Genomic DNA, 17,645 nt, shown 5'->3' with positions numbered 1-17,645 from the left:
CACGCTATTGAGGCGTGCGGTGAGTGCTGCCCTTGTCAGCGCCCTCGCACTGTTCGGATTGACACCCACGGCGGGAGCAGCGGTCGTCAGGCTGTCCGCGAACCTGACCGCGTCCAGCACCAACGGCCCGTACCGCGCCGGAAACGCCGGTGACGGCAACCAGGGCAGCTACTGGGAGAGCACGAACGGCGTGTTCCCGCAGTGGATCCAGGCCGACCTGGGGGCCGAGAAGAGCGTCAGCAAGGTCGTGCTGCGCCTGCCCTCGACCTGGGAGCAGCGCACGCAAACGCTTGCTGTGCAAGGAAGTGCGAACGGCTCGCAGTTCAGCGACATCGTCGGCTCCGGCGGCCGGGTGTTCGCGCCCGGCTCCAACAACACGGTGACGCTGGACTTCACGGCGACCAGCGCCCGGTACGTGCGCGTCACGATCACCGCGAACAACGGCTGGGCCGCGGCCCAGCTCGGCGAGTTCGAGGTGCACGGCGAGTCCGGGCCGGTCGACCCGCCGCCCGCCGGGGACAACCTGGCGGCAGGCAAACCGGTCGAGGAATCCGGGCACGTGCACAACTTCGTCGCCGCCAACGCGGTCGACGGCAACACCGGCACGTACTGGGAGTCCAACGGCCTGCCCGGTCACCTGACCGCGAAGCTGGGCTCCAACGCGGACGTCACGTCGGTCGTCGTCAAACTCAACCCCGGCGGCGACTGGGGTGCCAGGACGCAGAACTTCGAGGTGCTGGGCCGGGAAGCGAGCGCCACGGCGTTCGCGACCCTGAAGGCGCGTGCCGACTACCGGTTCGACCCGGCCACCGGCAACACCGTCACCATCGCGGTCTCCGGCCGCGCGTCGGACGTGCGGCTGCACTTCTACTCGAACACCGGCGCGCCCGGCGGCCAGGTCGCCGAGTTCCAGGTGTTCGGCGCCGCCGCACCGGCTCCGGACCTGACCGTCACGAACCTGACGTGGACGCCGGCCAGCCCGAGCGAGGCCGACGCGATCAGGCTCACCGCCACCGTGCGCAACGGCGGCACCGTGGCGTCCGGCGCGACCACGCTGAACGTCACGCTCGGCGGCACCGTCGCGGGTTCCGCCGCGGTCGGCGCGCTCGCCCCTGGAGCCACGGCCACCGTCAACGTCGACGCGGGCCGTCGTGGCGCCGGGTCCTACGCGGCCGCGGCCACGGTGGACCCGGCCAACCAGGTCGCGGAGACCAACGAGGGCAACAACACCTTCACCTCCGGCTCTCCCCTGGTCGTCGGCCAGGCACCGGGACCGGACCTGCAGATCACCGGCGTCACGCCCAACCCGTCGTCTCCGGCCGCGGGCCAGCAGGTGACGTTCGCCGTCCAGGTCAACAACCGCGGCACGTCGGCGGCGGCCGCTTCGGTGACCCGCGTGGTCGTCGGCGGCAGCACGCTGAACGCCAACACCGGCGCGATCAACGCCGGTCAGACCGTCACGGTCAACGTCGGCTCCTGGACCGCCACCAACGGCGGCGCCACGGCCACGGCGACCGCGGACGCGACGAACGTGGTCGCGGAGACCAACGAGACCAACAACACCGCGACCCAGTCCATTGTGGTCGGACGCGGTGCCTCGGTGCCGTTCACCTCGTACGAAGCCGAAGCGGGCCGCTACCAGGGCACGCTGGTGCAGGCCGACGCGGAGCGCACGTTCGGGCACACCAACTTCGGCTCCGAGTCCTCGGGCCGCAAGTCGGTGCGACTGGACGCGCAGGGCCAGTTCGTGGAGGTCACGTCGACGGTCAGCACGAACTCGATCGTCGTGCGCAACTCGATCCCGGACGCCGCCGCGGGCGGTGGCCAGGAGGCGACGATCAGCCTCTACGCGAACGACCAGTTCGTGCAGAAGCTGACCCTGTCCTCGCGGCACAGCTGGCTCTACGGCACGACGGACGACCCCGAGGGCCTCACGAACCGTCCTGGCGGCGACGCCCGCAGGCTGTTCGACGAGACCTCGCAACTGCTCGCCAACTCCTACCCGGCGGGCACGAAGTTCAAGCTGCAGCGCGACTCCGGTGACAACGCCCAGTTCTACTACATCGACCTGATCGACCTGGAGCAGGTCGCGCCGGCCGCGCAGAAGCCCGCCGACTGCGTGTCGATCACGCAGTACGGCGCCACCGCGAACGACCAGACGGACGACACGGACGCCTTGCAGCGCGCCGTGACGGCCGACCAGAACGGGGAGATCCCCTGCGTCTGGATCCCGGAGGGCAAGTTCCGCCAGGAGAAGAAGATCCTCACCGTGTTCAACAGCGGCGGGGACAACCAGGTCGGCATCCGCAACGTCACGATCCGCGGCGCCGGGATGTGGCACTCGCAGCTGTTCTCGCTGATCCAGCCGCAGGACGCCGACACGATCAACCACCCGCACGAGGGCAACTTCGGGTTCGACATCGACGACAACACGCAGATCTCCGACATCGCGATCTTCGGCTCCGGCCGGATCCGCGGCGGTGACGGCGGCGCGGAGGGCGGCGTCGGGCTCAACGGCCGGTTCGGCAAGAACACCAAGGTCACCAACGTGTGGATCGAGCACGCCAACGTCGGTGTCTGGGTCGGCCGCGACTACACCAACCTGCCCGACCGCTGGAACCCCGGTGACGGCCTGCAGTTCAACGGCATGCGCATCCGCGACACCTACGCCGACGGCATCAACTTCACCAACGGCACGCGCAACTCCACGGTGTTCAACTCGTCGTTCCGCACCACGGGCGACGACGCGCTGGCGGTGTGGGCGTCGAAGTACGTGAAGGACCAGAACGTGGATGTCGGCAGCGGCAACGCGTTCCTCAACAACACGATCGCACTCCCGTGGCGTGCCAACGGAATCGCGATCTACGGTGGTTCGAACAACCGTGCGGAGAACAACATCATCTCCGACACGGCGAACTACCCGGGCATCATGCTGGCGACCGACCACGACCCGCTGCCGTTCGGTGGCACGACGTTGCTCGCCAACAACGCCCTGTACCGCACGGGCGGCGCGTTCTGGGGTGAGGCGCAGGAGTTCGGCGCCATCACGTTGTTCTCCCAGAACCTGGCGATCCCCGGCGTCGTCATCCGCGACACCGAGATCCTGGACTCCACCTACGACGGAATCCAGTTCAAGGGCGGCGGCAGCGGCATGCCGGACGTGCAGATCACCAACGTCCGCATCGACAAGTCGAACAACGGCTCCGGCATCCTCGCGATGGCCCAGGCCCGCGGTTCGGCGAAGCTGACGAACGTGACGATCACCAACTCGAGGGACGGCAACATCACCATCGAGCCGGGTTCGCAGTTCGTCATCAACTAGATCTGGATCACCTTTAGAACCACCTCCGATCGGGTATGTCCCGGTCGGAGGTGGTTTTTCATGTCCACGGTCGTTGTGGGATTCGACGGTTCAGACCTGGCGCGGCGCGCGGTGCTCTTCGGTGCCGAGGAAGCTTTCCGGTGCGGCGCCGACTTGCAGGTCGTCCACGCCGTGCGCGCTCCCCTGCCCGAGCCCGTGTTCACGCCGATGTCCATCCCGGTGCCGGAGTTCGTCACCGAGGAGACGATGTCCCGCGCGGCCGAGGACCACCTCGCCGAACTGGCCGCCGAACTCAGGGAGGGCTGGCCCGACCTCCAGGTCGCCACCCACGTGCGCATCGGCCGCCCGGTCGACGTCCTCGCCGCAGAACCCGGCGACCTGCTCGTGCTCGGCTCGTCGGGCCGCACCGGCATCGCGGAGATGTTCCTGGGCTCCACCGCCGTAGAACTCGTGTCGACCGGCGGCCGCCCGGTGATCGTGACGCGGTCCGGCCCTGTCGACGGCCGCGTGGTCGTCGGCGTGGACGGCTCGGACACCTCCACGGACGCGATCGCGTTCGCCTTCGAGTACGCCGCCCGCCACGGCCGCGACCTGCTGGCCATCTACGCGTGGAACGACGTCGGCTGGGCCGAACTCCCGGAGCAGGACTTCGACCACGTCCGCGCAGACCTCTCCAAGGTGCTGGACGAACAACTGGCACCCCACGCCGCGCGGTGGCCGGACGTCCACGTCGCACAGGAGGTCGCGTTCGAAGCACCCGCACGCGCGTTGCTCCAGGCAGCCGATGGCGCGGCCCTCATCGCCGTCGGCAGTCACGGCCGTGGAGCGGTGACGCGTGCAATTCTGGGTTCAGTGAGCCACGCTGTGCTCCACCACGCGCCGTGCCCGGTCGCCGTGGTCCATCGGAGGTGACGCGAGATGCGCGGGTTAGCGGCCGTGTTGCTGTGTCTGATGCTCGCTTCGTGCGGCCAGGTGCCGCCAGCGCAGGTTCCTGCGTCCAGCACGCCCACCACCGACTCGGTCACCACAGGCACGACCACGCCGAGCGTCCCGGCGCCGCTGCCCCCGTCGTCCGCTCCGCCGCCACCCACGCTGCCCACTCCCTCGCGGGCCCTCGACCCGAGCCTGACGACGGTCCGGGGCACGGTGTCGGGCGGCGTCGAGTCCGGCTGCACGATCCTCACCGCACCCGGTGAGCAGTACCTGCTGCTCGGCGCCGACCCCGCGATCGCGGTGGCCGGCGCCGTGGTGGAGGTGAGCGGGAAGGCTGATCCCGGTGCGATGACCACATGCCAGCAGGGCACGCCTTTCCACGTCAGCAGCACCAAGCGGGGTTAGCTCTCCAAAGCCTTGCGCAGGAACGCGATCGCCTGGCTGATCGCGCCCTCGGCGGCGTGCGTGCCGCGCAGCGCGTTCAGCATCACGAAGTCGTGGATCGCGCCCGCGTACCGGACGGCGGTGACGGGCACGCCGGCCTCGCGCAGCTTGTCGGCGTAGGCCTCGCCCTCGTCGCGCAGGACGTCGGCCTCCGCGGTGATCACGAGTGCCTGGGGCAGGCCGGCGAGCTGTTCCTTGGTCGCCCGGAGAGGCGACGCGGTGATCTCGGCGCGCTCCAGCGGGTTTGTCGTGTACTGGTCCCAGAACCACTGCATGCCGTCGCGGCGCAGGAAGTAGCCCTCGGCGAACTGCAGGTACGAGTCGGTGTCGAACGACGCGTCGGTCACCGGGTAGAAGAGGACCTGGGCCTTCAACACGACATCGCCGCGTTCCTTGGCCTGCAACGTCAGCGCTGCCGCCATGTTGCCGCCCACCGAGTCGCCGGCGACCGCCACGCGGGACGGGTCGAGGCCGTGCGCGGCGCCTGAAGTCTGGATCCATTGCGCGGTGGCGTAGTTCTGGTTGATCGCGACCGGGTAGCGGGCCTCGGGCGAGAGCGAGTAGTCGGGGAAGACGACGGCCGCGCCAGCTCCGACGGCGAGTTCGCGGACCAGGCGGTCGTGGGTGTGGGCGTTGCCGAACACCCAGCCTGCGCCGTGGATGTAGAGGATCACCGGGAGCGGGCCCGCGACGCCGGCCGGCTTGAGCACGCGGACCTTGAAGCCGTCGAGCTCTACCCACTGCTCGTCGACCTCGGGCTTGTCGACCGGGCCCGACTGCACCTCGTCGACGGCCTTGCGGCCCTCTTCCGGCGCGATCTCGAACAGGAACGGCGGCGTGGCGGTGGCGGCGGCGAACTCGGCTGCGGCGGGCTCGAGGACTGGGCGCTTCATGGCTGCTCCTTCGGGTCGGGTGCCATAAAGCTATTGCGCGATTAAATCGTGCACAACGTAATCACGGACTCACTCGCGGCGGGAATAGTTCCGTCGTCGAGCGAACCGACGCCACGACCTCGTCGAGGCAGGACTCGAAGTCCTCGCCCGTGTCGATCCAGCGCTCCAGCGCCTCCTGGAAGCAGACCGCGACGAGCCGGGCCACGAGCCGGGCGTCTTCCGATGCCGCTCCGCGTTCCACCAGCGCGTCGCAGAGGGCAGTGGTGATCGCGGCGGCCTTGGTGCGTTCGCGTTCCTGCAGTTCCGGGCTCGACGCGATCACCGCGCGGCGCTCGGCCGTGCGGTCCACGCGTTCTACAAGCAGGGCGCCGACCCGGCGGGCGGCGTCGAGCGCGATGGCCGGCGGCGACTGTTCGGCCGAGGCGCGCACCGCTGCGGTGATCGCGAGTGGCAGCTGTTCCGAACCGGCGAAGAGCACCTCGCGCTTGTCCGGGAAGTAGCGGAAGTACGAGCGGCGGGTGATGCCGGCACGCTCGGCGATCTGCGTGACGGTCACGGCGTCGTACCCGTGCTCGGTGAACAGGTCGAGCGCCGCTCGCCTGAGACGATCTTCGGTTCCGGGATCCCACCTGGCCACAGCCCCATCCTAGCAAGTGATGTCTCAGTGTGCCGTCACCGTGCTAGCCTCGGTGATGACACACTGAGACATCACAGGGGAGCCGTCATGAGCATCTGGGTTCTGGGCGCCACGGGACGCGTCGGCCGCGCCGTCACCGGCCGTCTGCTCGACCGGGGCGAGAGCGTGGTGCTGGTGGGCAGGGAAAGCGCACGGCTGCGGGAGATCGCGGCCAGCGCCGGTCTGCGGGTCGTCATCGCCGACACGGCCGAGCGCATCGCGGCGGCGATCACGAAGGAACGGCCTGCCGTCGTCATCAACACCATCGGCGACTACGCCGAGTCCGCGACCCCCATCGTCCGCGCCTGCCTGCCCGGCGGGCACTACCTCGACCAGGCGGCCGACCTGACCTCGGTTCCCCGGCTGCTCGCCCTGCACGACGAGGCCGTGGCGGCGGGCAGCACTCTCGTCACCGGGGCCGGTTTCGGTGTGCTGGCAACGGAAGCCGTCGTAGCGGCGTTGTGCGAAGGCCGGCCGGTCCCGTCCGAGGTGCGGGTCGACGCGGTCGCCTCGGTGGCGGTCGAGGACGGCCTGCTGGGCACCGCCCTGGCCGCCTCGATCATCGACGTCCTGGTGACCGGCGGACGCCGCTATCGCGCGGGCGGCCTGACGAAGTCGCGCATCGGCGCCGAGGCCAGGCGGCTGGCCCTGCCTGACGGCGAGCACGCCGCGGTCTCCGAGGCACCGTCCGCCGAACTACTCGCCGCTCAACGAACGAGCGCCGCGCCGAACGTCTCCGCCGCCACCGCCATGATGCCGAGCGCACCCGCCGCGCGCGCCGTGCTCCCGTTCGCGGGACGGCTGCTCAGGCTGGAACCGTTGCGCCGCTTCGCGATCCGCCAACTGGCCGGCGTCAGGGGGAAGGCCGCCCCGAGGCCCCGCGAGCACTCCTGGGGTCACGCGGTGGTCACCTGGCCGGACGGCACGACCCGCGAGGGATGGCTGAAAACGGGCGAGGCCATGGACTTCACGGCGGCCGTGTCCGCGGAGATCGCGGCACGGCTCGCCAGGGGCGAAGGCAAGCCCGGCGCGTACACGCCCGCGGCCGCCTTCGGCCCCGATCTCGCCACCGCGGCGGGCGGCGAGATCATCAGCTGACGGTGAAGCCCGCCGTGGCGCCGGTGAACGCGCTGATCTTGCCGGTCCAGCCGGACTTCTCGTCACCGTTGTGCACGATCCGGTAGGTGCCGGCGGGGGTGTCCGCCGGGATCTGCCAGGTGATCGTGGCGTTGGAGTTGGCGACGCCGACCCGTGCCCACTGGTAGCGCGTCGACCAGTCGCCGTCGTCGGCCACACGCACCCAGGCGCCGTTCACCTGCCGCTGCACCTCGAGGAAAGTCCCGTTGCGGTGCAGGTTGTTCTTCGGGTGGCCGGTGACGAACACGGACGTCACGGTCTCGCCGCGGCCATAAGAAGCCTTGGGCGCGATCAGAACGTCGCCGTACTTCTTGTCCAACGGCTTGTCGTCGAGCACGACACCGGTCTGCAGGTTGATCTCGGTGAACGGCGGCTTGCCGGGGTTCGGGCCGGCGGGCAACGACGAACCGGCCTTCATCGACGCGGCGAGCTTGCCGAACTCCTGCTGGTACGCGGGCGTGGTGTTGCGGCCGAACAGGGTGGAGCCGCCCTCGTACTGCTGCGAGTCGTACTCCTCCGGCGTGGTGACGTACTGGCTGTAGTCGTTGGCGTAGCCCTGGATCAGCACGTTCTGCACGGGCACCGACAGCTCGGCGGCGACGGCCTTGCGGATGCGCAGACCCGCGGTGATCGTGACCTCACCGGGCACGGCCACGAGGTGCAACTGTCCGATTCGGACGATCTGGAGCGGCACGATGTTCGGGGTGGCGCCGATCAGACCCGTCGGCACCAGGGAGGCCTTGGGGAACTGGCAGTCCCGCAGCCACTGCGGAACCTCCATCTGCAACGGCTCGAACAACTTCTTCCACGGCGACTGCATGCCCTCGGAGAAGCCGGGGATCGCCGGGCCGTCCTCGACGCTGCCGGCGATCGTCGACGCGCCGACGACGCCCGAGCAGGTGGTGCCGGGCTGACCGGTCGAGGTGTAACGACCCTCGACCTGCACGGCCGACATGTCCACGAACCGCATGCGCGAGTCGACGCCGCCGGAGACCGAGGCCTGCGGGCCGTTGAAGATCTCCTGCGCCTTGCGGTTCTGGCGCTCGCCGATGATGCGCGCGTTCTCCCACTCGTTCTCGGTGGGGCCGGAACCGGGCTTCAGGTTGAGGTTCGGCGACATGTCGCCCGCGTTGGTGTTCGGGAACGCCGCCACGAAACCGGCGGTGTTGTCCAGGTACCGCACGCCTTCGTCGTCGTGCTCCCACTGGTACGCCGCGTAACCCTTGTTGTCCGGGCTGATCAGCGTGTTGGCGTTGGTGATCGACGTGTTGTGCGTCGCGAACCAGCTGATCGCGCCGACGTTGTTCCCGCCCTGCCTGAACTTCAGCACGGTCATCTGCGGGTCGATGCCGGCCGGGAAGGCGGCCTTGTCGGGGTTGCGGTCGAACGCGACGCGCGACCGGTTGACCGAAGCGTTGGTGAGCTCGCCGATGCCGAGGCTGATCGAACCGGGCTTCACGTCCTCGTGCGCCTCGACGACCGACTCGGTGATGCCGTCGACCACGGCCGCCAGTGCCTGCGGCTGCATGCCGAGGATCGACAGGTTGTAGGCGAGGTTGTGCGACTGGCCGCCGGGACCGCTGTGCGTGTGCGTGGCGGACAGCAGCAGGTTCTCGCGGGTGTAGGTGGTGCCGTACTTGGCCTGGAGCTTCGCGAGGACGCCCTCCTGGACCGCGCGGAAGATCATCGCGAGGTCGGCGTTGACGTACGCGACGCGCTTGTTCGTGGCGCGGTCGACCACGACGTAGGCCCGCGACCGCAGCCGCTGGTGGATGCCCGTCGTCTTCTGGTCGAACTTCGAGTAGCCCATCATGCCGTTCTCGGCGGCCGGGCCGGTGACGTCGGAGATGCCCCGGCCCACCAGGTACGGCTCGGGTTCCGCCCACGCGAACGGGCCGCTGACCAGCGCCGCACCGACGAGTGCGGCGACCACCGTCAAGACTTTCGTCCGCATGAACACCCCGCTAAGTGAATTGGATTCACATTTCGGGCTTGACGGTAGGTGATCCAGACCACTTCGAGCAAGTCACGGCCAGTGCGTTGGCGGTGACCACGAGCAAGATTCCAGCCCAATGGTGGAGTGCGAGCGTCTCCCCCAGCACCACGAGCCCCGCCAGCGCCGCCAGCACCGGGTGCACGCTCATCGCCAGTCCGAACAGGCGCGCGGGCACCTTCCGCAACGCGATCACGTCGACCGCGTAGGGCACGACGCTGCAGAACACGCCCGCGCCGACCGCGTACAGGATCGACATCCCGGTCAGCTTCCCGTGCAGGACCAGCAGCACCGCGACCGGGACGTAGAGCGTCGCGGACATCGCGGTCGCGACGGCGGGCGCCTGCAGGCCGGGCAGCCGGGCCCCGACCAGGCGGTTGAGCAGGATGTACGCGGCCCAGCAGCCCGCCGCGAGCAGGCCGAGCCCGACCCCGAGGTAGTCGCTGCTGGGACCGGGCAGCACCAGCACGTACACACCGACCGCCGCGACCAGCACGAACAGGAAGTCCTGACGGGTTCGCGAGCCGGCCAGCGCGACACCGAGCGGCCCGAGCACCTCCAGCGTGACGGCGAGACCGAGACCGATGCGGTCGATCGCCATGTAGAGGCTGAGGTTCATCGTGGCGAACACGAGACCGAGCGCGATCGTCGGCCACCACTGCGCCCAGGTGAATCTTCGCAGGTTCGGCCGGGCCATCGGGAGCAGCACCGCGGCGGCCACGAACTGGCGCACCGCCACGACACCGGCCGGGCCGATGGCGGCGAACGCGTGGGCGCCCACGGCGGCGCCGATCTGGTTGCTGGCCGCGCTCGCGGTCATCGTCGCGAATCCACCGATGCTCTTCATGACCGAAGCCTGCGTCCTCTCCTTTGATACGGGAAATGCATTGGCCGCGTCACCTATACGCTGAACGCATGGATCTGCGGCATCTGCGGGCGTTCGTGGCGGTGGTCGACGCGGGCACGTTCACCGACGCGGCAAGGGAACTCGACCTGACCCAGGCGTCGGTGTCCCGTTCGGTCGCCGCGTTGGAGGCCTCGCTCGGCGTGCGCCTGCTGCAACGGTCCACCCGGCACGTCGCCCTCACGGCCGTGGGCACGCAGGTGCTCGACGGGGCGCGCAGGGTGCTGGACGAGGTCGCGCACCTGCACCGGATCGCGTCGCAGTCGCTGACCGAGCTGCGGATCGGTTATGCCTGGTCGGCGCTGGGCAAGCACACCCGGCGCGTGCAGAAGTCCTGGGCCTCGAAGCATTCCGGGCTGCCGCTGGTGTTCGTCCAGTCGAACTCGCTGACCGCCGGACTAGCCGAGGGCATGGCCGACGTCGCCGTGCTGCGCAAGGCCCTCGACGATCCGCGGTTCGAGACGGCGTTGCTCGGCACCGAACGGCGCTACGGCGTGGTCGCGACGGACAACCCGTTGGCGCGCAAGCGTTCGCTGAAGCTCGCCGACCTCGCCCGGTACTCGCTGGCCGTGGACGACCGGACCGGAACGACCACTTTGGACCTGTGGCAACCGGGCAAAGCGCCTGCCGTCGTCCGCAACACGCACAGCGTCGACGAGTGGCTGACGCTGATCGCCGCAGGTCAGGCCGTCGGTATGACCTCGGAGGCCACCGCGAGCCTGAACCCACGCCCCGGCGTGGCTTATCGAGCCGTGGTGGACGCACCGCCGATCGCTGTGTGGCTCGCGTGGTGGAAGGACCAGCCGCCGCAGCACCTCACCGACCTGGTCACGCTGGCGTGCGACGCCTACCGCGCGGTGTGAGAAATCGCTGCCAGAACACGAGAATGAGTGGAAGCTTCTGCCCTCTCGCCCACCAGGAAGCTCACTTAGGGTGATCTTCCATGGACGGGCTGATGCAACCCCGGCCGCTCACCCTCGCCCACGTTCTGGAGCGAGCCGAGCGGCTGTACGCGCACAAGCAGGTCGTGACGGCCGGGGAGCGGGCCACCTACGCCGAGGTGGCCGAGCAGACCCGGCGCCTCGCCACCGCGCTCGACTCGCTCGGTGTACCCGCCGGTGCCCGCGTCGCCACGTTCGCGACCAACACGCGGCGGCACCTCGAGCTGTACCTCGCGGTGCCGATCACCAAGCGGGTGCTGCACTCCATCAACATCAGGCTCTCGGCGGAGCACCTGGAGTACATCGTCAACCACGCCGAGGACGACGTGGTGTTCGTCGATCGCGCTCTGCTCCCCCGAATATGGCCCAGTGCCGGACGGATGCGGACGGTCCGGCACTGGGTCGTCCTGCCCGACGACAGCGACGTGGAGATCCCCGCCGATCCCCGCGTCCTGCACTACGACGAACTGGTCGCGGGAGCCGCACCGTTCGCGGGCTCGTTCGAGGACTCGTTCACGCTCGCGGACGAGAACCTGGCCTCCGGGCTCTGCTACACCTCCGGCACGACCGGACCGCCCAAAGGCGTGCTGTACAGCCATCGCTCGACGATCCTGCACTGCCTCGGCACGCTCGCGGCCGGTTTCATCGGCCTCAGCGAGAGCGATGTCGTGATGCCGATCGTGCCCATGTTCCACGCCAACGCCTGGGGTCTCCCCTACGGAGCGATGATGACCGGCGCCTCGCTGGTCCTGCCCGGCCCGTCGTCGGAGCCCGGCCACCTGCTGCGGTTGATGGCGACCGAACGGGTCACCGTCGCGGGTGCGGTGCCGACGGTGTGGACGAGCCTGGTCACCGAACTGCGGTCCCACGACCTGAGCGCCACGCGGTTCCTGCTCGGCGGCGGCTCGGTGATCGCCCCGGCGCTGTCCGAGATCTACCGCGCCGCGATCGGCGTGCCCATCACGCACTCCTGGGGCATGACGGAGATCAGTCCGGTCGGGACGATCAGCGGCACCCGCAGTCAGCACCAGGACGCACCCGCGGACGAACAGGTGGCGGTGCGGGCGTCCCAGGGCCAGCCGCTGCCGCTCGTGAACCTGCGGATCGCCGACGTCGAGACCGGCGCGGAACTACCGCGTGACGGCAAGGCCATCGGCGAACTCCAGGTGGCGGGCCCGTGGGTCGCGGGCGGCTACTTCCAGGTGGACGCACCGGACAGCTTCACGAGCGACGGCTGGCTGCGGACCGGCGACCTCGCCACCATCGACGCCGACGGCTACGTGCGGCTCGTGGACCGGATGAAGGACCTGATCAAGTCCGGTGGCGAGTGGATCTCGTCCGTCGAACTGGAGAGCGCCCTCACCTCGCACCCCGACGTGGTCGAGGTCGCCGTGGTCGCACGCCCGGACCCGAAGTGGGGCGAACGCCCGGTCGCCTACGTCGTGCTGCGCGACGGCAGCGCCGCCACCGGCGACGACCTGCTGCGGCACATCACGCCCGCGGTCGCCAAGTGGTGGCTGCCCGACGAGGTCGTCTTCCGGACCGCACTGCCCAAGACGGGCACCGGCAAGCTGTCCAAGAGCGCTCTGCGCGCCGCTAACTGAGGCCCCGCAACCGGTGCAGCTGCAACCCGAGTTGCAGCTCCAGGTCGTTCTCGGTGCGCCAGTCGGCACCGAGAACGTCGCTGACCCGGTCCAGTCGCTTCAGGAGCGTGTTGACGTGCACGTGCAACACGCGCGCCGTCGCCGCGACGTTCGCACGGTGGTCGTAGTAGGCGCCAAGAGTTCCGACGAGATCGGTGCCACGTCTCGCGTCGTACTCGACGAGCGGGCCCACAGTGGTGTCGAGAAAGCGGTCGAGTTCGCCGGCCCGGTCCACGTCGAAGATCAACGCGTAGAGGGAGTACCGGCCGGTCGTGGCACCGCGGTCGGTGTGCCCGAGTGCCCGCATGACCGCGCCGCACCGGCCGGCCAGGGAGAACGCGCGCGACCAGTCGTGGTTGACCGCCCGCTCCCCCACCACGACGACGGGAGCGCCTGACGCGCGCCGCAGCCGGCGGTGGACCTCCTCGACGGTGCGGTCGTCGTCCGCGCTCGGCACGATCAGCGTCGCCCGGCCGAGGTGTTCGCCCGCCAGCCCGGACCGGTCCCTGGCGATGTCGTGCAGGTGACGCACGAGGTCGGTGGAGGACGCCGGGGAGTCCGCGACGAGGACGAGGTTCAGCCGGTCGGCGTTGATGTGCCGGGCCTGGGCGCGCGAGCGCTGGGAGGGGCTGATCCCGGGGCCGCCGACCATCAGCTCGGTCAGCAGTTCGCCGCTGAGCCGTTCGCTCGCGTCGGCGACCGCGCGTTCCTTGAGGATCAACAGGCCGAGGATGTGCGTGGCCCGTTCGAGCGTGCGCAGGTCCATGTCGTCCGAGACACCGTGCCCCTGCAACGCTTCGCGGCTCCACGACAGCGCGCCGAGGTAGCTGTCCCCCGCCCTGATCGGGGCCACGCTGTGCGCGACCCCCTCGGCGTCGACCGAGGTCGTGACCCGGCCGGAGTGATGTCCGGCGGCCCGGTCGAGCACGACCACGCTCCCGCCGAGCTGGCCGGCGAGGACCTGCGCGACGTCGTCCGGCGTGCCGCCCTCCAGCACCACGCCCGTCAGGGTCTCGTGGATCGCCTGCGCCCGTTCGACGACGGTCATGTGTTCTTGCAGGTCCTGCAACGCTTTCCGGCTCTTCTCGTAGAGCCGGGCGTTGTCCAGGGCCACGGCGGCGTGGTCGGCGAACGCGCTCAGCAACGCGATCTCGCCCGCGTGGAACGACCGCTCGGAGCGGTACGCGGCGAACAGCGCGCCCACCACCTCGTCCCGGATCACCAGTGGCACGCCGAGCAGCGCGACCAGGTCCTCGGTGCCGACCAGCACGTCGAACCCGGCGTCGTGGTCGATGTGGGTCGAGGCGGCGTAGTTCGGCACCCACTGCGGGCGCCGGGTGGCCAGCACCTTGCCGCCGAGGCCGACGCCGGCCGGGATCGTGGCGCTCAGGAACGCGGCGGAGATCGTTCCCTCGGCCGCCTTGGCCGACAGCCTGCCGTCCGCGACCAGCGACAGGTACGTGAAGTCCGTGCCCATCAGGTCGTGGGCGTGACGGACGATCGACTGCAGCACGGCGTCGAGCTCGCCGAGAGCCGTGAGCGACTTCGCCGTCGCGTACAACGACGCCAGTTCGCGCTGGCGGCGCACGAGTTCGTGCGACTCACTCGGGTCGATGGTCACGTTGCCATTGTTACTCAGACGCTGGTGGTGGAAAGGTCCACCGAACCAACGTGAGGGGTGTGTGATCCAGACCTCAGCCACCGGGTGCCGCCGCCCTAGCATTGGCCGTCATCACCTGCCGGTTCACCGACGAAGGCGGCATGTATGGCAACCCCTCTGGCCCAGCCCGAAGAGCAGTCCGCGACCCGGCGCCGAGGCTTCCGCAAGCTGCTGACCGCGGGGCTGATCGGCAGTTCGATCGAGTGGTACGACTTCTTCCTCTACGGCACCGCGGCCGCGCTGGTGTTCCCCAAGGTGTTCTTCCCGCAGTCCTCGGCGCTGACCGGGACGCTGCTCGCGTTCAGCACGTTCTGGGCGGGCTTCGTGGCGCGTCCGATCGGCGGGGTGCTCGCCGGGCACTTCGGTGACAAGTACGGGCGCAAGCCGGTCGTCGTGGCCTGCCTGGCGCTCATGGGGGCGGCGACGTTCCTGATCGGCTGCCTGCCCAGCGCGTCGGCCGTGGGGGCGTTGGCGCCGATCCTGTTGGTGACGTTGCGCTTCCTTCAAGGGCTCGCGGCAGGCGGCCAGTGGGGCGGCATCATGCTGCTGCTCACTGAGTCGGCGAGCCCGAAACGGCGCGGGTTCGCTGGAACCTTCGGGCAGACCAGCGTTCCCGTCGCCGTGATCATCTCGAACCTGATCTTCCTGGCCGCCAGCGGCCTGATGCCGAACGACGCGTTCCTCAGCTGGGGCTGGCGGATCCCGTTCCTGCTCAGCGTCCTGATGTTCGCGGTGGTCCTGTACATCCAGTCCAAAGTGGAGGACACACCGGAGTTCCGGGAGCTGCAGAAGGAGGTGACGCAACCGGAACGCGCCGTCGTCAGGGCACCGCTCGCGCAGGTCATCCGGAGCAGGTGGGGCACGATCCTGCTCGCCTGCGGGATCCTCTCCGCCACCAACAGCCTCTTCTACGTCAGCATCGCCGGCCTGCTGAACTACGGCACCACGTCCCTCGAGCTCGACCGCGTCCCGCTGCTGACGGTCGTGCTGCTCAGTTCCGTGGCGATGCTCGCGGTCCTGCCCTGGGCCGGGCACGTCTCGGACCGGATCGGGCGCCGGCCGCTGATCCTCATCGGCGGCCTCGGAGTCGCGTTGTGGGGCTTCCCGTACTTCGGGCTCGTCAACACCGCTTCGCTGCCACTGATCTTCGTCGCCGTGGTGGTGGGATTCATCTTCCAGAGCCTCACCTACGGCCCGATCGCGAGCTTCCTCGGCGAGCTGTTCGCGCCCAACGTCCGCTACTCCGGCGCGTCGCTGTCCTACCAGCTCTCCGCGATCATCATCAGCGGTGGCACGCCGTTCCTGATGACCGCGCTCATCGCCCAGACCGGCAGCACGATCCCGGTCGCCGCCTACATCACGCTCATGGGGCTGATCACGTTCGTCAGCGCGTGGTTCCTCCCCGAGACGAACCCCGCCGAGGTCCGCGAGGACCCGCTGGCCGTCCCCGGCACGCACCTCTACCGCTGAGAAGGAGTCCGGTGTGAAGCTAGCCCTGCTCTCGACCGCGCTTCTGTTGCCGGGAATGACCTTTCTCGGCGCCGTACCGGCCAGTGCGACGACCTCGTGCGCCGACCTGAACCAGGTGCGGATCCCCGCCTCGGTCATCAGCCTGCCGACCACCGGCGGTCGCGTCACCGCGGCCGCCATCACGTCCGCTGTCGTGAGTGGACAGACGATCGAGTACTGCCAGGTCGACGCCGACCTGCACCCGGTCGACCCGTCCGCTCCCGCCATCAAGATGCGCGTCGCCCTGCCGACCGGCTGGAACGGCAAGGCGTTGATGTTCGGCGGCGGTGGCTACAACGGAACGATTCCCGCCCTGACGGGGAACGTGCCGTTCGCCGCCCCGGACACGGTGGCACCCTTGGCGCGGCGGTACGCGACGTTCGCGAGCGACTCCGGCCACCAGCAGGGCGCGGGCACCGTTCCGTCGCTGGACGGCTCGTTCGGCGTGAACGACGAGGCGGTGCGGAACTTCACCGCCGGTGACGCGCTGAAGAAGACGCACGACGCGAGCCTGTTCCTGATCCGGCGCGCCTTCGGGAAGAACCCTGCCCAGACGTTCTTCGCGGGCGGCTCGACGGGTGGCCGCGAAGCCCTCGTCGTCGCCCAGCGCTGGCCGCGGGCGTTCGACGGCGTGATCTCGGGCTTTCCCGCGTGGAACAACCTCGCCGAGGGCCTGTACCTGGGACATCTGACGCAGGTCCTGTCCCGTCCCGGCGCGTTCCCCGGACCCGCGAAGCAGACCCTGTTGTACGACAGCGTGATAAACGCGTGCGACGGCCAGGACGGCGTGCTGGACCGGATCGTGTCGAACCAGCGCTGCCAGTTCGACCCGCGCGTCCTGCGCTGCCCCGACGGCGCCGACACCGGCCCCACCTGCCTGTCCGATCCGCAGATCGGGGCCGTGACCGCCATGTCCACGGCCTTCCGGTGGCCGTACCGGGTCGCCAGCGGTGAGACCCAGTACCCCGGTTTCCCGTTCCTCTCGGGCGCGGACATGCGGACGCCGTTCCTCGGGTTCGGCACGACCGCGCCGGCGAATCCCATGCCGGTCACCAGCGGCTACGGCATGCAGTACTGGGACCAGTGGGTGAAGTACTTCCTGACCCGCGACCCCGGCTTCAACTCCCTCGACCTGGACCCGTCGCGTCCCGGGAAGTGGCTCGACCGGATCAGCAAGCTCTCCACGATCCAGGACCGCAACAACGTGGACCTGCGCCCGTTCGAACGGGCCGGCGGCAAGCTGCTCCTGCTCCACGGCTCCGCGGACGAGTTGGTGTCGCACCGCTCGACGAACGACTATTACGAACGCGTGCGCGACCTCCTCGGGCCCAAGACCACAGACAGGTTCCTGCGCTACTACCTCGTGCAGGGCGCCAACCACGCGAACTTCGGCACGCCGGCGTTCGCCGCAGGGTGGGACTCGCTGTCGGCGCTCGAACGCTGGGTCCAGAAAGGACAGTCGCCGGTGAACCCGGTCGTGACCGACTTCGCCCACAACCGCACCCGACCGCTCTGCGAGTACCCGGGCTGGCCCCGGTACCGCGGCGGAGACCCGAACGCGGCGTCGAGCTTCTCCTGCGCCCGTTGAAC

13 protein-coding genes are annotated in these 17,645 nt (G+C 69.6%); 8 read left to right on the top strand and 5 right to left on the bottom strand.

Features of this window, described 5'->3' with window-relative positions; translation table 11 throughout:
• Positions 1 to 19: 19 nt before the first annotated feature.
• Genes ACH413_RS01055 through ACH413_RS01045 form a run of 3 tightly spaced genes read left to right on the top strand, consistent with a single transcriptional unit; the run spans position 20 to position 4,660 of the window.
• Positions 20 to 3,322, top strand: a complete 3,303-nt coding sequence (locus ACH413_RS01055; protein WP_360029561.1) for a CARDB domain-containing protein — start codon at positions 20 to 22, stop codon at positions 3,320 to 3,322.
• A gap of 60 nt (positions 3,323 to 3,382) precedes the next feature.
• Entirely contained in the window at positions 3,383 to 4,234 is an 852-nt protein-coding gene (locus ACH413_RS01050; RefSeq protein WP_360029560.1) for a universal stress protein, read from the top strand.
• Between the two features lie 6 nt (positions 4,235 to 4,240).
• Positions 4,241 to 4,660: a hypothetical protein gene (locus tag ACH413_RS01045; protein WP_360029559.1), complete on the top strand. Its 420-nt coding sequence runs from the start codon at positions 4,241 to 4,243 to the stop codon at positions 4,658 to 4,660.
• On the opposite strand, the gene ACH413_RS01040 is transcribed toward ACH413_RS01045, so the two are convergent.
• Positions 4,657 to 5,592: an alpha/beta hydrolase gene (locus tag ACH413_RS01040; protein ID WP_360029558.1), complete on the bottom strand. Its 936-nt coding sequence runs from the start codon at positions 5,590 to 5,592 to the stop codon at positions 4,657 to 4,659. The two genes, ACH413_RS01045 and ACH413_RS01040, sit on opposite strands and share 4 nt — an antisense overlap.
• Before the next feature lie 61 nt (positions 5,593 to 5,653).
• Positions 5,654 to 6,229, bottom strand: coding sequence for a helix-turn-helix domain-containing protein (locus ACH413_RS01035; protein ID WP_360029557.1), 576 nt, complete (start codon positions 6,227 to 6,229; stop codon positions 5,654 to 5,656).
• Positions 6,230 to 6,316: 87 nt separating this feature from the next.
• On the opposite strand from ACH413_RS01035, the gene ACH413_RS01030 reads away from it, so the two are divergent.
• Positions 6,317 to 7,366 carry a saccharopine dehydrogenase NADP-binding domain-containing protein gene (locus ACH413_RS01030; RefSeq protein WP_360029556.1) on the top strand — a complete coding sequence of 350 codons (1,050 nt, stop codon included), beginning with the start codon at positions 6,317 to 6,319 and terminating at the stop codon, positions 7,364 to 7,366.
• On the opposite strand, the gene ACH413_RS01025 is transcribed toward ACH413_RS01030, so the two are convergent.
• On the bottom strand, positions 7,359 to 9,359 hold the full coding sequence (locus ACH413_RS01025; RefSeq protein ID WP_360029555.1) for a neutral/alkaline ceramidase: 2,001 nt from the start codon (positions 9,357 to 9,359) through the stop codon (positions 7,359 to 7,361). The two genes, ACH413_RS01030 and ACH413_RS01025, sit on opposite strands and share 8 nt — an antisense overlap.
• A 25-nt stretch (positions 9,360 to 9,384) precedes the next feature.
• Complete coding sequence (locus tag ACH413_RS01020) at positions 9,385 to 10,245, bottom strand: EamA family transporter (RefSeq protein WP_360029554.1); 861 nt, start codon at positions 10,243 to 10,245, stop codon at positions 9,385 to 9,387.
• Positions 10,246 to 10,313: 68 nt separating this feature from the next.
• On the opposite strand from ACH413_RS01020, the gene ACH413_RS01015 reads away from it, so the two are divergent.
• Both ACH413_RS01015 and ACH413_RS01010 read left to right on the top strand, forming a co-directional pair.
• Positions 10,314 to 11,165, top strand: coding sequence for a LysR family transcriptional regulator (locus ACH413_RS01015; protein WP_360029553.1), 852 nt, complete (start codon positions 10,314 to 10,316; stop codon positions 11,163 to 11,165).
• Positions 11,166 to 11,245: 80 nt separating this feature from the next.
• Entirely contained in the window at positions 11,246 to 12,847 is a 1,602-nt protein-coding gene (locus ACH413_RS01010) for a long-chain fatty acid--CoA ligase (RefSeq protein ID WP_360029552.1), read from the top strand.
• On the opposite strand, the gene ACH413_RS01005 is transcribed toward ACH413_RS01010, so the two are convergent.
• Positions 12,840 to 14,507, bottom strand: a complete 1,668-nt coding sequence (locus ACH413_RS01005) for a GAF domain-containing protein (RefSeq protein ID WP_360029551.1) — start codon at positions 14,505 to 14,507, stop codon at positions 12,840 to 12,842. The genes ACH413_RS01010 and ACH413_RS01005 overlap by 8 nt on opposite strands.
• A 144-nt stretch (positions 14,508 to 14,651) precedes the next feature.
• Between ACH413_RS01005 and ACH413_RS01000 the strand changes: the two genes are divergently transcribed.
• Together ACH413_RS01000 and ACH413_RS00995 are read left to right on the top strand one after the other, a co-directional pair.
• On the top strand, positions 14,652 to 16,016 hold the full coding sequence (locus tag ACH413_RS01000; RefSeq protein WP_360029550.1) for an MFS transporter: 1,365 nt from the start codon (positions 14,652 to 14,654) through the stop codon (positions 16,014 to 16,016).
• Between the two features lie 13 nt (positions 16,017 to 16,029).
• The gene (locus ACH413_RS00995) at positions 16,030 to 17,643 is read left to right on the top strand and encodes a tannase/feruloyl esterase family alpha/beta hydrolase (protein WP_360029549.1); all 1,614 of its coding nucleotides are present in this window, start codon (positions 16,030 to 16,032) and stop codon (positions 17,641 to 17,643) included.
• Positions 17,644 to 17,645: the final 2 nt, after the last annotated feature.

This window comes from Lentzea sp. NPDC020367, assembly GCF_044387305.1.
Classification (GTDB): Bacteria; Actinomycetota; Actinomycetes; order Mycobacteriales; family Pseudonocardiaceae; genus Lentzea.
The sequence above is the reverse complement of the archived record's forward strand: the minus strand, read 5'-3'. Positions and strand labels throughout refer to the sequence as shown.

Coding starts and splice junctions, on each gene's coding strand:
- ACH413_RS01045 (WP_360029559.1), top strand. CDS start 4,241: ATGCGCGGGTTAGCGGCCGTGTTGCTGTGTCTGATGCTCGCTTCGTGC.
- ACH413_RS01040 (WP_360029558.1), bottom strand. CDS start 5,592: ATGAAGCGCCCAGTCCTCGAGCCCGCCGCAGCCGAGTTCGCCGCCGCC.
- ACH413_RS01020 (WP_360029554.1), bottom strand. CDS start 10,245: ATGAAGAGCATCGGTGGATTCGCGACGATGACCGCGAGCGCGGCCAGC.
- ACH413_RS01010 (WP_360029552.1), top strand. CDS start 11,246: ATGGACGGGCTGATGCAACCCCGGCCGCTCACCCTCGCCCACGTTCTG.
- ACH413_RS01015 (WP_360029553.1), top strand. CDS start 10,314: ATGGATCTGCGGCATCTGCGGGCGTTCGTGGCGGTGGTCGACGCGGGC.
- ACH413_RS01025 (WP_360029555.1), bottom strand. CDS start 9,359: ATGCGGACGAAAGTCTTGACGGTGGTCGCCGCACTCGTCGGTGCGGCG.
- ACH413_RS01000 (WP_360029550.1), top strand. CDS start 14,652: ATGGCAACCCCTCTGGCCCAGCCCGAAGAGCAGTCCGCGACCCGGCGC.
- ACH413_RS01030 (WP_360029556.1), top strand. CDS start 6,317: ATGAGCATCTGGGTTCTGGGCGCCACGGGACGCGTCGGCCGCGCCGTC.
- ACH413_RS01050 (WP_360029560.1), top strand. CDS start 3,383: ATGTCCACGGTCGTTGTGGGATTCGACGGTTCAGACCTGGCGCGGCGC.